Source organism: Nonomuraea sp. NPDC050790, assembly GCF_044456745.1.
In the GTDB taxonomy this organism is placed as follows: Bacteria; Actinomycetota; Actinomycetes; order Streptosporangiales; family Streptosporangiaceae; genus Nonomuraea.
Window position 1 is genome coordinate 458,889 of the sequence record NZ_JBITGF010000003.1, and the last position, 14,709, is coordinate 473,597.

Sequence of the window (14,709 nt, forward strand, 5' to 3'; positions counted from 1 at the left end):
AAGGGTATTGCGTTAGTGCGACTAACGATGTAACTTCGTTCGTGGCACTAACGTTCATCTGACTAACGGAGTTTGCGATGCCTTCCATCGAGGTTCTCGACTCGACCATCCACTACGAGGAGATCGGCGCCGGCGCCCCGATCGTCTTCCTCCACGGCAACCCCGCCTCGTCCCACATGTGGCGCAAGGTGCTCCCCCTGGTCGGCGAGGGCCGCCTGCTGGCGCCCGACCTGATCGGCATGGGCCGCTCCGGCAAGCCCGGCATCGACTACACCTTCGCCGACCACGCCCGCTACCTGGACGCCTGGTTCGACGCCATGGGTCTGGAGGACGTGGTGCTCGTCGGCCACGACTGGGGCGGCGCCCTGGCCCTCGACCGGGCCGCCCGCCACCCCGGCAGCGTGCGCGGCGTGGCGGTCTTCGAGACGTTCCTGCGCCCCCTGTCGTGGGCCGACCTGGGCGAGGGCCCGCGCGCCCGCTCCGAGGCCATCCGCTCGCCCAAGGGCGAAGAACTGGTCCTGGGCAGCGACTTCTTCATCCAGACCGCCTACACCGGCGGCGTCCTCACCCCGGTGAGCGAGGAGGAGATGGCCGCCTACCTCGCCCCGTTCCCCACCCCCGAGAGCCGCCGGCCGGTCCTGGCGTGGGCCCGCTCGTTCCCGCTGGACGGCGAGCCGGCCGACGTGCACGAACGCGTCGCCCACTACGAGAAGTGGCTCAGGACCAGCGACGAGGTCCCCAAGCTGCTGATCACGTTCGACGGCTCGCCCACGCTGCTCATCACGCCCGAGGTGGCCTCGTGGAGCCAGGCTTCCGTCGCGGGGCTGGAGATCGCTTACGGCGGTGCCGCCGGGCACCACGCGGCCGAGGACCAGCCGGAGAGGATCGCGGCCGCGATCAGCACCTGGGCCGACCACAACCGGCTCCGCTGACCGGCTGGACGAACCCATGTCCCGAAGGGCCGCGGCGGCTCCCAGCCGTCGTCCGGATCGCCGACACCCGGTGTGCTCGACAAGACAGTCGTCCCGCGAACCGACAGGGTCAGACCCGGCGCGTCCACGGATCAACGCCGGCTCGGCAGCGCCGATCGGGCAGGTCAGCGGAGGTCGGCGAGATCGATCGTCCGGGCCATCGCGCGGTACCCGGCGTCGTTGAGGTGCAGGTGGTCACCGGCGTCGTAGGCGGGGTTGAGCTGGTCTTCGTCGGACGACGCCGCCAAGGCTCGGTCGAAGTCGGCCACCGCGTCATACTCACCCGACGTACGGATCCAGGCGTTGACCTCGTCCCGCTTCGCCTCGGTGGCCGAGGTGTAGTACCGCGAGCCCTTGATCGGCGGCAGGGTGCCGCCGATGACCCGTAGCCCCTTGGCCCGAGCCTGCCGGATCAGCTCGCGGTGCCCGGCGATGACCTGGGCCGCGGAGACCTCGGTGGGCGGCGTGCCGATCGGTCCTGGTGGCTGGTTCATGCCGATGTCGTTGGTGCCCTCCAGGATGATCACCGTCCCCACGCCGGGCTGGCCCAGCACGTCCCGCCGGAACCGGGCCGTGCCCTTGTCGCCGAGCTGCATGGAGTCGACCGTCACCCGGTTCCCGCCGATGCCCTGGTTGAGCACGGCCCTCGGCCGTCCCGAGGCGGCCAGTCGCTCGGCCAGTTCGTCGGGATAGCGGTTGTCGGCGCCGGGCGTGGAGCCGTACCCGTCGGTCAGCGAATCACCGAACGCGACCACGCCCCGGCGATGCGTACCCCCGAGGACGTCGACCCCGCTGAGGTAGTACCAGGACACGGTCTTCTCGGTGAACGCGGCTCCGCCCACGTCGGCCCGATGGTCACCCTCGGCACGGTAGGTGGGCGCCATGGCCTGCGCGTGATAGGTCACCGGCCCCGTCGGGTCGGCCAGGTAGAGCGTGACCGTCACCGAACTCAGCGCCCCCACCGGCATCGGCACCAGATCGCTGGCCAGTTCCGCCCCGGCCGGGATGGTGAAGCTCCGCGCCCGGTTGACGGTCAGATGCCGCACCGAACCAGGCCGTACGGCGGCGCCCTCCGCGGTCCGCGCGATGGTGGCCCCGGCGACCTTCACCGGAGCGGCCCCGTAGACGTTGGACAGCCGTACCCGAGCCGCCACCCCACCCGCGCTGACCCGCACCACCTGGCGGACCGTCTGCCGGGCGAACCCCTGCTCCGACCAGTTCGGCGTGTAGTTGATGCCGGGTCGCTGCGGGGAGGCGGACCAGGTTGCGGTCCAGCCCCGGGTGTCGGCGGCAGCCGTACCCGGGAACGCTGTCAGTGTGGCGAGGGCGACGGCCAGGATGGGGGCGAGTCGTCGGGGCATGCGGGTCTCCTCACGAAAGCCGCGCGGGGCGCGGGCATCGGCTTCCCGTCCTGGTCAGCCGGGTTCGTGAGACATCCTCGTTGCGAGGGGCGGTGGTGATCGTCGGCCTGAGGGCGCTCGTCCGGATACGACGTCCAGCGCAGATTCCGCCCCGCCCCTACCACCCGGGAAGCAGCCCACCCTGCACCATCAGGAACGGCAGGCGACGTGCGAAGCCTGGCATGACAGTGGCGTGTTCGAGTGTGGGCGCCTTGCTGCCTGGATGCCGGAAGGTCCTTCACGCGCCGGGCCGGATCAGGCCGCTCTCGTAGGCCAGGATGACCAACTGGACCCTGTCGCGCACGTCCAGCTTGGCGATGGCCCTGGTGATGTGGGTCTTGGCGGTGAGCGGGCTGATGACGAGGCGTTCGGCGATCTCGTTGTTGGAGAGTCCGAGCGCCACGAGCTTGACCGTCTCCAGTTCCCGGGAGGTGAGGGCGGCCAGCCGCTGACCGGCGCTGGGCGTGAGGTCCTGCCGGTGGGCGAACTGCTCGATGACGCGCCGGGTCACGCCTGGCGACAGCAACGCGTCTCCTCCGGCGACGGCGGCTACCGCCCGGCGGAGTTCGGCCGGTTCGACCTCTTTGGTGAGGAAGCCGCTGGCTCCGGCGCGCAGGGCGGCGAAGACGTGTTCGTCGGTGTCGAACGTGGTGAGGATGATGACGCGACAGTCCGGAGTGGCCGGATCGGTGACGATGCGGCGGGTGGCGGTGATCCCGTCGGTGCCCGGCATGCGGATGTCCATGAGGATCACGTCGGGGCGGGTGCTCGCGGCCAGCCGTACCGCATCGTCGCCGTCCTGTGCTTCGCCGACGATCGTGATGTCCCGCGAGCGGGCCAGCAGGCTGCGGAAGCCCGCCCGCACGAGTGCCTGGTCGTCGGCGAGGAGCACCTTGATCGTCATGCCGTCGAGCCTGCCACAGGGATGTCGGCCCGCACCGCGAAGCCGCCGCCAGGCCGGAGTCCCGCGGTGAGCGCGCCCCCGAGTGCGCTCACCCGCTCGCGCATTCCGGTCAGACCATGGCCTTCGGTGACGTCGGCGCCGCCCGGGACGCCGCGACCGTCGTCCGTGATCTCGACGGTGATCGAGCGCGGCTGGTAGCCGATCGTCACCTCCGCCTTGCTCGCCGCCGCGTGCTTGAGCGTGTTGGCGAGGGACTCCTGTACGACGCGGTAAACGGCGATGGCGGTGATGGCGGGGACGGCGGCCCGGTCGCCACGCTCGTCGAGGGTCACGTCGAGCCCGGCGGTCCGGGCGTCGGCGATGAGGGTGTCCAGGGAGGCCAGATCCGCCTGGGGCGCGGTGCCGCCGGGATCGTCACGCAGGATCGTGATGAGGGAGCGGAGGTCGGCCATCGCCCGGTTCCTGATCTCCTTCGCCAGGCGTAGCGCGGCGGCGGCCTCTTCCGGGTCATCCTCCAGGGCGTCGGCCGCGACATTGAGCTGGACACCGACGACGGCCAGCGTGTGCGCGACGACGTCGTGGACCTCGTGCGAGACGCGCAGCCGCTCCTCCGCGGCGCGAGCGCGGTCGTCGGTTTCGCGCAGCCGTTCCCGCCAGCGCGTCGTGGCGGCGTACGTCAGGCCAGCGGCGATGAGCAACGCCAGGATCACTCCCTCCCCCGCGACGTGGAGCACGTATCGGGTCGGGTTCCAGTCGAGGATCCTGTGGGCGTCGAGCGCGGAGTACAGCAGTACGGCCAGGCCGATGGCGCCCACCCAGCGCACGCGGGGTGTGGTGGCGGCGGTGAAGTAGGCGACAGCGGTGGGCCAGACCCAACCGGCGGGAGACCAATGTCCGGTGAGGTGATAGAGGAAGATCCCGCCGATCGACAGGAGCAGCACGGTCATCGGCCAGCGGCGTCTGACCAGCAGGAGGGCTCCGAGAAGGAGACCTAGGGGGATGGCGCCCTCCCAGGGGCCGCGCACTCCGGTGGCGAGGGCTACGGCGACGAAGAAGACCAGGGTGAGGACGGCGAGCGTGAGGTCGGTGATCCGGGCGAAGTGCCGGACAGGAGCGGGTTCGCGCCGTGGGGGCGGCTCGGCCATGCATGGGGCCTTTCTTGAGCGGGTGGGGCGCGGCGTTACGTGGGCGAGGCCGTTGACATGTTCGGCTCCCGTTGTCGCGTGGCTCCCGGCCTCGGGTCAGACGTGGGTGACCAGGAGGGTCACGCCCGCCTCGCCGCCACAGTCGACGAAGACGGGGCCGACGCCGTTGCCGATCTTGGGGGCCAGGGTCGCCTTGGCCACGAATCCCTTCGGGCTGTCCTCGACGATGCGGATGTTCTGGAGCACCGGGTGCTCTCTGTCCAGCCCGGCGAACACGGTCTTGAGTCCCTTGCCGCCGCCGCAGTGACCGGTGATCGTCACCTCCTGGGCTCGCTTGGTGGTGGGGTTGGGGCTGACCTGTACCACCGCTCTGGCGCCCTTCGGGGGCTTCGGAGCCGCGGCGGCTTCGTTGACCTGGCCTGCCTGGGCGCCTGCGGGGGCGCCGGCCCAACCCAGCAGACCGGCCGTCAAGCTCAGCCCGGCTATCGCGGTGATCAGTCGCTTGCTCATGACTTCTCCAGTTCTCGTCGGCTATCTCGACGAGAAACGCTAGGCGGGGCCGTAGTGGGAGCGCGTCGTCCGTTGATCGTCACTTGGCCTTGCACCGTTTGCTGTATTCGGTACATCAAAGGAAGTAGTCATCTGGCCTCAACCGGGCGTGCCTGTCAGGCTGTGCGCTGACGACAGATGTGCTTGCCTGCGCGCAAGCTCGGCAGGTGATCCCGAAAAGACCAGCGAGCCTCAGGCGGGAGAGGGCACTCTGATCTTCCTAGCGAAGACGACCAGTCCCTCACTCTGTTCAGCTGGAGGAGCAGCATGCGGCGGCTGACGGATGACGAGCGAAAGGCGCAGTTTCGTCAATTCACACGGTCCGCTCTGCACCTGGAGTTGCGTGACCGGTACGCGGTCAGCGAAGAAGACGAACGGTTCTCCAGATTCCTGGCCACCGGCAGAAGGGATCTGGAGGCGGACTCGCGCCAGCGGCAGTGGTGGTTGACCCTTGTCCGGGACGCGACAGAGGCTGGCAAGGTCATCAGGCGCGCACGAGTCATTTCTGAGCCCGTGACCGACTACATCAGGTTCGAGTGGGCGGGGAGTGGCCTCACGGTTCAGGCGGGCGAAGAGATTCGGTGGCTTGCCCGGCATCGGGCTTCGACCATCGCCTTCCCGGGCAACGACTTCTGGCTGTTCGACGACAGCACCGCCATGTTCCATCTCTTCACCGGCGATGGCGAATGGATTGCGGCTGAGCTGACTCAAGACCCTTCGGTTGTTCAGCTCTGTAGGTCCGCGTTCGAGAACGTATGGCGGGTGGCTGTTCCCCATCACGAGTACCAGCCGGTCTAAGGGCGCCCTCCTGGCCGTGCTGGGCTCGCGCATGCTTCAGGATTTGCTTGTTTGGTCAGTGGGTTCCACATGCCCGACTGCGTAGCCGGGCAACGGGCGCGGCTGCAAGGGCGCGCGAGCGTAGCGAGCACCTTTGTCGTGGGTTGGATCCAACTGCCCAACCACCTAGCCGGGCAACGGGCGGGCCCGAGGAAGAACGCGCGAGCGTAGCGAGCACCTTTGTCCTGGGTGGGATCCAACCGCCTAACCACCTAGCCGGGCAACGGGTGGGACCCCAGAAAGACGCGCGAGCGCAGCGAGCACCTTGCCCTTACCCTTGGAAAACGCGCGAGCGAAGCGAGCTCCTAGCCTTTCACTCCCACTCAATGGTGCCCGGAGGCTTGCTGGTTACGTCGACCACCACCCGGTTGACCTCGCGGACCTCGTTGGTGATCCGGGTGGAGATGCGCGACAGCACGTCGTAAGGCACCTTCGCCCAGTCCGCCGTCATCGCGTCCTCGGAGGTGACCGGCCGCAGCACCACCGGGTGCCCGTAGGTACGCCCGTCACCCTGCACCCCCACCGAACGGACGTCGGCCAGCAGCACCACCGGGCACTGCCAGATCTCCCGATCCAGCCCAGCCCGTGAAAGCTCTTCCCTGGCGATCGCGTCAGCCTCGCGCAGCAGGTCCAGCCGTTCCCTGGTGACCGCGCCGATGATCCGGATCCCCAGCCCAGGCCCCGGGAACGGCTGCCGCCACACCATCGCCGACGGCAGTCCGAGCTCTTCCCCGGCCCGCCGTACCTCGTCCTTGAACAGGGTCCGCAGCGGCTCCACGAGCTGGAACTGCAGGTCGTCGGGGAGCCCGCCCACGTTGTGGTGGGACTTGATGTTGGCGGTGCCGGTGCCGCCGCCGGACTCGACCACGTCCGGGTACAGCGTCCCCTGCACGAGGAAGTCGACGGGCCCGTCGGCCATGATGGCGCGCTGCTCGTCCTCGAAGACGCGGATGAACTCGCGGCCGATGATCTTCCGCTTCTCCTCGGGGTCGGTCACCCCGTCCAGGGCCTTGAGGAAGCGGTCGGCGGCGTCGACCACGCGGAGCTTGACCCCGGTGGCGGCCACGAAGTCGCGTTCGACCTGCTCGGCCTCGCCCTTGCGCAGCAGTCCGTGGTCGACGAAGACGCAGGTCAGCCGGTCGCCGATGGCCCGCTGCACGATGGCGGCGGCCACCGCGGAGTCGACGCCGCCGGACAGCGCGCAGATGGCGCGGCCCTCGCCGACCTGCTGGCGTACCGCCTCCACGGCGTCCTCGACGATGTTGAGCATGGTCCAGCTCGGACGGCATCCGGCCGCGTCTAGGAAGTGCTTGAGCACCGCCTGCCCGTGCTCGGAGTGGAGGACCTCGGGGTGGAACTGCACGCCGTACAGACCGCGGAGGGTGTCCTCGAACGCGGCCACGGGGGTCTCCGACGTCGCGGCGGTCACCACGAACCCGGCGGGCGCGGCGGCCACGCTGTCGCCGTGGGACATCCAGACCTTCTGCTTGTCGGGCAGACCGGCGAAGAGCACGCCTTCGCTGAGCACGTCGAGCGCGGTGCCGCCGTATTCGGCGACGCCGGTGCGGGCGACCTCGCCGCCGAGGGAACGTGCCATCGCCTGGAAGCCGTAGCAGATGCCGAACGTGGGCACACCCGTCTCGAACAGCCCATCCGGTACGGCAGGCGCCCCCTCGGCATAGACCGACGAAGGCCCGCCGGACAGGATGATCGCCTTGGGCTTCTTGGCCAGCATCTCCTCGACCGGCATCGTCGAGGGAACGATTTCCGAGTAGACGTGGCATTCGCGCACGCGGCGGGCGATGAGCTGCGCATACTGCGCACCGAAGTCGACCACGAGCACAGTGTCGAACTCAGACACGAGACAGACCCTCCAACAGCGAATGCGGTGCACCCAGTGTATCGGCCCGCCGGTCACTCGTAGCTGGGCAGCGGCGGGAGGGCGCCGTCGAGCAGGGCTTCGAGCTGGTCGCGCAGCCCCTTCGCGTACTCGGGGTGGGTGAGCAGGAGGAATCGCTCGTCCCTGATGGCCTCGACGACCTGGCGGGCCACGTCCGCGGGGTCGATGCCGCGCTCCAGGACGGAGTCGATGAGGCCCTGGGCGGCGTAGTCGTCGCGGGTGCGGCCGACGAGGAGGTCGGCGGGCCGTACCCGCTCGGAGGTGTTGATCTGGGTGCGCACCGCGCCGGGGCACAGCGCGGTGACCTTGAGCTTGGAGCCGGTCAGCGCGAGGTCCTGGGCGAGGGTCTGCGACGCGGCGAACGCCGCGTACTTGCTGACGGCATAGCCCGCCGTGTACGGCGCCGCGAACAACCCGGCCACCGACACGGTGTTGACGATGTGTCCTTCGGTGTCCTGTTCGATCATGCGGGGGACGAAGGCCTTGATGCCGTGGAGCACGCCCCACAGGTTGACGCCCAGGAGCCAGGCGAAGTCCTCGGTGGTGCGGTTCCAGATGTGGCCGCCCTGGAAGACCCCGGCGTTGTTGCACAGCACGTGGACGGCGCCGAGTTCGCCGAAGGTGCGGGCGGCCAGGTGCTGGACGGCGGCGTCGTCGGAGACGTCGGTGATCTGCGTGAGCACGCGGCCCCGCCCGGCCAGCGCCGCGGTCTCGGCCAGCCCGCCCGGGTCGACGTCGGCGAGCATCAGGGTCATGCCCTCCTCGGCCAGGCGGACGGCGAGCGCGCGGCCGATGCCGCTCGCCGCTCCGGTGACCACCGCGACCTTGCCGGAGAGTTCCCGCACGCCAGCCTCCCGAGCGCTCGCTTGGCACCAAGAACGTTATCAGAGCGGATGACGCACCCAGATGTTCGGTTCGACGTAAACCGCGTGATCGTGGGTGACATCCACGTGTACCGGGACGAGCGCCCCCGGCACCTCGACCGCCCCGTCCACGTCGAACGGCAGCCCGGTCCAGCCCCGCCACTCGCCGAGGGTGCCGGAGATCGTCATCGAGCGCTGGGCGACCTTCTCCACCCTCCCTCCCGCACGCACGTGCACGCGCAGCCAGGCATCGTACGGCAGGCCGTCCCCCCTGGTGCGGAAGGCGTACTCGCTGGTCGGGGTGTGTGGTTCCAGGTGCTTCTGGCTGGGCCTGACCGGCGCGACCAGCTCCGCGAAGCCCAGCCGCGCGGCCCGCGCCCGCATCGCGGCGACCATGTGCGCGGACAGCCCGCCGCCGAGCAGGTCCTTCCTGATCGTGATCTCCAGCGCGGACACGGCGTCCGGCGTCCTGCCGCCCTCCCTGGCCAGCCAGCCGCGCCTGATGACCGCGTCCCAGCCGTCGTCGGGCAGGTCGCCGTCACGCGCGGTGAACGGGATCATGCAGGCGCGCGCCGCCAGCCTGCCGGGTTCCGCGGGGTCGTCGGCGACCAGCACGTAGTCGGCGTAGTGGCTGGTGGCGACCGCGTAGAAGAGGTCCGCGATCGGGTCGTTGAGCATGAACTCCGGCCAGGCGGTGTCCATGTCCCACAACGACTCGGCGAACTCGGGACGCTCGGCCAGCGTGGTGATCCGGAGGGACATGGCGGACATTCTCACAGTTCGGACGGCCGCTGCACCGCCTGTTTTTCCGTCTTGAAGATCAGGGTGGTCTGCAGATGGACGATCTCCGGCCGGACCAGGAACTTCTCCAGGACGAGCCGGTGCAGGCTGGTGGCGTCGGCGACGGCCACGTGGACCAGGAAGTCCTCGGGACCGGCGACGTTGAACAGCGTGATCGTCTCCGGCAGGCTCAGGACGAACCGGCGCAGCGGGTCGGAGAGCTGGGCGGTGTGCGGGCGTACGCGCAGCGCGAGCAGGGCTTCCAGCGGGCGGCCGAGGCAGGCGATGTCGACGTCGGCGCGGAAGGCGGTGATCACGCCGCGGCGGCGCAGCGCGCGTACCCGCTCCAGGGCGGTGGAGGGCGCGACGCCGAGCTTCTCCGCGAGGTCCTTGTTGGGCAGCCGAGCGTCGTTCTGCAACTCGGCCAGAATGGCCAGGTCGATCGAATCGAGTTCGGCCACTCGCCCCGATTTCTCACTCATATTCGGTGAATCTAGCCACACGACCCACTGAGCGCGGATATTTCGGGGCATGTGGGATGTTGAGGCTTTTACCAAGGCCGCCGCCGTCACCGTCAGCGAGCTAGCCGCCTACGTCGAGGAGAGCCAGCGCGGCGAGGCGCCCGTCGTGCGGCGGCGACCGCCGGGGGAACTCGCCGAGAAGCTCCGCCTGGCCGAGCTCATCCGCGAGGGCGGGCTGAACACCGAGACCTACCAGGACTTCCTCCACGCCTTCCTCGGCGAGGGCACCCGGCTCCACCATCCCGCCTATCTCGCCCATCAGGTCGCCTCTCCCGACTTTCCCGCCGCGCTGGCCGACTTCATCCACGGCGCCACGAACAACCCGATGGCCATCTACGAGATGGGCGCGGCGGCGGCCACGGTGGAGTTCGAGGTGATCCGGTGGATGCTGGAGAAGGCGGGCTTTCCGGGCGGCGCGGGCGTGCTGACCCACGGGGGTTCGCTGGCCAACCTGACCGCGCTGCTGGCCGCCCGTGCGCGGGCCGTACCCGAGGCGTGGTCGGACGGCTCGCCCGGTGACCTGGTGATCCTGGCGCCGCCGTCGGCGCACTACTCGGTCTCGCGGGCCGCCTCGATCATGGGACTGGGCCAGAAGGCGGTCGTGGAGCTGCCCACGGACGAGCTGGGCCGTCTGGACGTCACCCGATTCCCCGAAATCTCCGGCATGAGGCCCATCGCGCTGGTCGCCTCCGCCTGCGCCACCGGCACCGGCCTCCACGACGACCTGCGCGCGGTCGGCCAGTGGTGCCGCGAGCGCGGCGTCTGGTTCCACGTGGACGGCGCCCACGGCGCCTCCGCCCTCCTCAGCCCCGCCCACCGCCACCTGCTCGACGGCGTTGAACTGGCCGACTCCCTCATCTGGGACGCCCACAAGATGCTCCGCACGTCCTCGCTGGCCGCCGCCGTCCTGGTCCGCCGGCAAGGCGACCTGGACGCCGCCTTCCAGCAGGACGCCAGCTACATCTTCTACGGCGACCAGGGCTTCGACCTGATCGGACGGACCGTGGAGTGCACCAAGGCCGAGCTCGGGCTGAAGATCTTCCTGAACCTCGCGTGGCGGGGCGAGCGGGGGCTCGGCGCCTTCGTCTCCGGCCGCTACGCCGCGGCCCACCGCTTCTGGGAACTGGCCAGAACCCGGGAGGGGTTCGCGCTGCCGTACGAGCCGGAGAGCAACATCGTCTGCTTCCGGTACGGCGAGGCCGACCCCACCCGGATCCGCGAGCGCCTGATGGCCGACGGCAGTTTCTACCTGACCTCAACCGTCCTGAACGGCGTCCGCCACCTCCGCGTCACCGTCATGAACCCGGCGACCGACGAGAGCCACCTGCAACACCTCCTCGACGAGATCCCCCGCCTCGCCAACCTGAACCCGTGACACGACAACCACAACGGAAGAACGCCTGAAAAGAGAGCCGCGAGGTCGGAAGGGGCCGGGTGTGAGGGCACCAAGCGGAAGACCGTGCAGCGAAGGGCGTGAAGGGGCCGCAACGGGAGACGGACGGCGCAAGAAGCGGAGCCGCGGAAACGCGGGCTCGGAGGGAGAGAGACGGGCTGCGGGCGCGCGGGCGCCGAGGAAGGCGGGCCGCGCGAGTAGACGGGAGGGGGAAGGCGGGCCGCGCGGGAAGGCGGGTGTGGGGGAAGGCGGGTGTGGGGGAAGGCGGGGTGCGGGGAGGGGTGGGCCCGGCAGCGCGGGCTCCGGGTTCCGCGCTGCCGGGAGTCCTCAGATCCAGCCGTCCAACCCGGCGAGGAAGTCCTCGAACAGGTGCCGGTGGATCGTGTGCTCGGCCCCCTTGACCACCCTCACCTCGAATCCCTTCCCCACGAGTTCCTCCTGGAACTCCGGTGACACCAAAAACGACGGATCCGCCACCTGCACCAGCGACGGCACCACGGCGGCGGGCGTGAGGTCGGCCCCCGCGATCCCGCTCAGGGACAGCGCCGTCTCCCGATCCCACTCCTTCAGCATCTCGACCTCGGCCGCCACCTCCTCGGCCGAGAACCCCGGATGCACCGCCGCGATCTCCTCCGCCGTGGCGTTGGCCGCCTGCGCCATCAGGTCGGTCATCGGTACGCCGCCCTCCAGCACGGGCAGCCGGAACGCCGGATCGGAGTAGACCGCCCGGCCAGGCATGAGCCGTTCGACCGCGACCCCCAGCGTGAGGCCGCCGAGCGAGTGCCCGATGGCGAGCGCGGGCCGGGCGGGCACGGACTCCAGGACGGAGGCGGCCAGCAACTCGGGCGTGTAGTGAACGGCGCGCGGGCTGGCGCCGTGGCCGGGCAGGTCGACGGCGACGACCCGGTACCCGCGCCCGGCCAGCTCGGGCCCGACCCGCCACCAGCACCGGGAGTCGGCCATGATGCCGTGGATGAGCAGGGCGACCCGGTCGCCGGTGCCCCATTCGCGCGTGTGCAGCCTCATACTCGCCTAACCTCGGAGTTATACGTATAAGCGCTTGATAGCATCCCACGGATGGACGGGACAAGACTGTGACCGCGAACCGACCGCCGACCAGCGTTGACGTGGCCAGGGCCGCCGGAGTCTCGCAGGCCACGGTCTCCTACGTGCTCAACGACAACCCCAACGCCCGGGTGAGCGAGGAGACCAGGCAGCGCGTGCGCGACGCCGCCGCGCGGCTCGGGTACGTGCCCGACGCCAGCGCCCGCACCCTGCGCACCGGCCGCAGCGGCATCGTGCTGGTCCCGCTGTCCCCCGCCCGCACGGGCGGTCTCTTCCGCGATCTGCTCGACGAGCTCGGCGAGGAGCTCCGGCCGCGCGGCTACACCCTCGTCCAGTACGGCGAGCGCCGCCTCAAGGGCGTGCCCGCCGCCAAGGTGTGGGCGGCGATGCGCCCGAGCGCGGTCATCGTCGACGCCGACCGGCTCACCAGGGCCTCGGTGGACCTGCTGCGCGCCTCGGGCGCCAAGGCCGTGATCGGTTTCGCCGACGGCCCGTCCCCGCTGGTGCCCGCGATGGTCATGGACCACGAGTCGGTGGGCGCCTGCGCCGCCCGCCACCTCGTGGAACGCGGTCGCGCGCGGCTGGCCGCGATCGTCCCCCGCGAGGAGGGCGTGGACCTCATGGGCCTGGGCCGGCTGCGCGGCGTGCGCCAGGTGGCGCCCGACGCCGAGCGCATCGACCTGGCCTTCACCGAGGAGGCCGCCCGCGAGGTGGCCACCAGGCACGACCTGCCCGACGGCATCTTCGGCTACAACGACGAGTACGCGCTGCTGCTGATGAGCGCGCTGCAGGACGCCGGCGTGCGGGTCCCGGAGGACGTGGCGATCGTCGGCGCCGACGATCTGCTGCTCGCCTCCCTGGTACGGCCCCGCCTGACGAGCATCCACTTCGACCCGACGGCCACGCCGTCCAGGATGGCCGCCTACATCGACGAGCTGGTGCGCGGCGAGCGCACGGCCCACCCGGGCACGGTCCTCAGCCTCTACGGCCCGCGCCTGGTCGCCAGGTCCAGCTCGTAACAACTTGGCCGCGTGTCTTGTCACGCGGGGATCGGCGACCTACAGTCCAGAGCAATCGTCGGTGATACGTATCACCACTGCTGGAAAGGTCCTGGTCGATGACCCATGTTCAGGGCAAAGCCCCCACGGCAGCAGAGGATCGCGGATTCCGTCTCGGACCCCTGTATCTCACGCTCCCCCTCGCCAACGTCGCGGTCATGTTCCTCTGGGTCGGAGTGGGCGCGTTCGTGCTGCCCCGCCACGTTCAGCTGATCACCGGGACCAACGACGTGGCCGCGCTCGGCCTGGCCAACTCGATCGGCCCGCTCATGGCGACCATCGCCAACCCCATCTTCGGCCAGATCTCCGACCGGACCCGCTCGCGCTTCGGCCGCCGCTCCCCCTGGATCCTCGGCTGCGTCGCGGTCGGCGTCCTGGCGCTGCTGCTGCAGGTCAACGCGGCCAGCGTGCTCATGCTCGGCATCAGCTGGGCGGGCGTGCAGCTCATCATGAACGGCTACCAGGCCGCCATCACCGCGATCCTGCCCGACCGGGTCCCGGCCCGCCGCTACGGCACCTTCTCCGCGCTGTTCGGACTCGGCACGCCGGTGGCCACGATCGCCGCCTCCCTGATGTTCGTGAGCATGCCGCAGCTCGCCGACGGCGGCGCGTACTACGTGGTCATGGGGGTTCTGGTCGTCGCCGCCCTGCTCATCGTCGTGGCCAGTCCCGACCGGTCGTCCACGGACCTGCCGCGCACGCCGTTCGACCTGGGCGCGTTCGTGGCGGCGTTCGTCCGGCCGCTGCGTCACCGCGACTTCCTGTGGGCCTTCATCGGCCGCTTCGGCCTGATGCTCGGCTACATGATGATCTTCACCTTCAACCTCTTCCTTCTTGAGGACTTCATCAAGATCCCGAAGGCCGAGGTCGTCTCCAAGATGGGCGTGCTGATGCTCGTCGGCCAGGCCGCGACCTTCCTCGCGGTGGTGCTGATCGGCCCGCTGTCGGACAAGGTGGCGCGGTTCCGGATGTTCGCGCTGATCGCCGGGCTGGCCTCGGCGGTCACGCTGGGCATCCCGCTGTTCATGCCGACGTTCGAGGGCATGCTCGTCTACAACGTCCTGCACGGCGTGGCCTTCGGCATCTTCATGGCCGTGGACATGGCCCTGGTGACCAAGGTGCTGCCGGACAAGGACGAGGTCGGCAAGGACATGGGCGTGCTCAACATCGCCAACGCCGGTCCGCAGATCGCCGCCCCGGCGCTGGCCGCCTTCCTGGTGACCATGGGCGGCTACCCGACCCTGTTCATGGTCGGGATCGGGGTCTCGCTGGTGGCTTCGCTGGCCGTACTGAAGATCAAGGGTGTGCGGTAGCGGGAGGAGA

General features: G+C 70.0%; 14 protein-coding genes. 5 read left to right on the plus strand and 9 right to left on the minus strand.

Annotated elements, in window-relative coordinates:
• Positions 1-77 precede the first annotated feature (77 nt).
• On the plus strand, positions 78-932 hold the full coding sequence (locus ACIBEJ_RS16960; RefSeq protein WP_397183660.1) for a haloalkane dehalogenase: 855 nt from the start codon (positions 78-80) through the stop codon (positions 930-932).
• A gap of 164 nt (positions 933-1,096) precedes the next feature.
• Here the strand turns inward: ACIBEJ_RS16960 and ACIBEJ_RS16965 are convergent, their stop codons facing one another.
• From ACIBEJ_RS16965 to ACIBEJ_RS16980, 4 genes are all read right to left on the minus strand, one after another.
• Complete coding sequence (locus tag ACIBEJ_RS16965; protein WP_397183661.1) at positions 1,097-2,332, minus strand: SGNH/GDSL hydrolase family protein; 1,236 nt, start codon at positions 2,330-2,332, stop codon at positions 1,097-1,099.
• Positions 2,333-2,609: 277 nt separating this feature from the next.
• Positions 2,610-3,275 (minus strand): response regulator, encoded by a 666-nt coding sequence (locus tag ACIBEJ_RS16970; RefSeq protein WP_397183662.1) that lies wholly within the window; start codon positions 3,273-3,275, stop codon positions 2,610-2,612.
• Positions 3,272-4,420, minus strand: coding sequence for a sensor histidine kinase (locus ACIBEJ_RS16975; protein WP_397183663.1), 1,149 nt, complete (start codon positions 4,418-4,420; stop codon positions 3,272-3,274). The genes ACIBEJ_RS16970 and ACIBEJ_RS16975 overlap by 4 nt, the downstream gene beginning before the upstream one ends.
• A gap of 96 nt (positions 4,421-4,516) precedes the next feature.
• Positions 4,517-4,930 carry a hypothetical protein gene (locus tag ACIBEJ_RS16980; protein WP_397183664.1) on the minus strand — a complete coding sequence of 138 codons (414 nt, stop codon included), beginning with the start codon at positions 4,928-4,930 and terminating at the stop codon, positions 4,517-4,519.
• Positions 4,931-5,236: 306 nt separating this feature from the next.
• Here ACIBEJ_RS16980 and ACIBEJ_RS16985 point away from each other — a divergent pair, with 306 nt between their 5' ends.
• Entirely contained in the window at positions 5,237-5,767 is a 531-nt protein-coding gene (locus tag ACIBEJ_RS16985) for a DUF6879 family protein (protein WP_397183665.1), read from the plus strand.
• 352 nt (positions 5,768-6,119) lie between these two features.
• On the opposite strand, the gene guaA is transcribed toward ACIBEJ_RS16985, so the two are convergent.
• The 4 genes from guaA to ACIBEJ_RS17005 are packed head-to-tail and all read right to left on the minus strand — an operon-like array spanning position 6,120 to position 9,831.
• The gene (gene guaA / locus ACIBEJ_RS16990) at positions 6,120-7,667 is read right to left on the minus strand and encodes a glutamine-hydrolyzing GMP synthase (protein WP_397183666.1); all 1,548 of its coding nucleotides are present in this window, start codon (positions 7,665-7,667) and stop codon (positions 6,120-6,122) included.
• A gap of 53 nt (positions 7,668-7,720) precedes the next feature.
• Positions 7,721-8,551, minus strand: a complete 831-nt coding sequence (locus ACIBEJ_RS16995; RefSeq protein ID WP_397183667.1) for an SDR family NAD(P)-dependent oxidoreductase — start codon at positions 8,549-8,551, stop codon at positions 7,721-7,723.
• A 39-nt stretch (positions 8,552-8,590) separates the two neighbouring features.
• Positions 8,591-9,331, minus strand: coding sequence for an N-acetyltransferase (locus ACIBEJ_RS17000; RefSeq protein WP_397183668.1), 741 nt, complete (start codon positions 9,329-9,331; stop codon positions 8,591-8,593).
• An 11-nt stretch (positions 9,332-9,342) separates the two neighbouring features.
• Positions 9,343-9,831 carry an Lrp/AsnC family transcriptional regulator gene (locus tag ACIBEJ_RS17005; RefSeq protein WP_397183669.1) on the minus strand — a complete coding sequence of 163 codons (489 nt, stop codon included), beginning with the start codon at positions 9,829-9,831 and terminating at the stop codon, positions 9,343-9,345.
• A gap of 49 nt (positions 9,832-9,880) precedes the next feature.
• Between ACIBEJ_RS17005 and ACIBEJ_RS17010 the strand changes: the two genes are divergently transcribed.
• The gene (locus ACIBEJ_RS17010; protein WP_397183670.1) at positions 9,881-11,245 is read left to right on the plus strand and encodes a pyridoxal phosphate-dependent decarboxylase family protein; all 1,365 of its coding nucleotides are present in this window, start codon (positions 9,881-9,883) and stop codon (positions 11,243-11,245) included.
• 345 nt (positions 11,246-11,590) lie between these two features.
• Here ACIBEJ_RS17010 and ACIBEJ_RS17015 read toward each other — a convergent pair whose 3' ends face one another.
• On the minus strand, positions 11,591-12,289 hold the full coding sequence (locus ACIBEJ_RS17015; protein WP_397183671.1) for an alpha/beta fold hydrolase: 699 nt from the start codon (positions 12,287-12,289) through the stop codon (positions 11,591-11,593).
• 68 nt (positions 12,290-12,357) lie between these two features.
• On the opposite strand from ACIBEJ_RS17015, the gene ACIBEJ_RS17020 reads away from it, so the two are divergent.
• Both ACIBEJ_RS17020 and ACIBEJ_RS17025 read left to right on the plus strand, forming a co-directional pair.
• Positions 12,358-13,347: a LacI family DNA-binding transcriptional regulator gene (locus ACIBEJ_RS17020; RefSeq protein ID WP_397183672.1), complete on the plus strand. Its 990-nt coding sequence runs from the start codon at positions 12,358-12,360 to the stop codon at positions 13,345-13,347.
• Positions 13,348-13,445: 98 nt separating this feature from the next.
• Positions 13,446-14,699 carry an MFS transporter gene (locus tag ACIBEJ_RS17025; RefSeq protein ID WP_397183673.1) on the plus strand — a complete coding sequence of 418 codons (1,254 nt, stop codon included), beginning with the start codon at positions 13,446-13,448 and terminating at the stop codon, positions 14,697-14,699.
• The last annotated feature ends 10 nt before the right edge of the window (positions 14,700-14,709 follow it).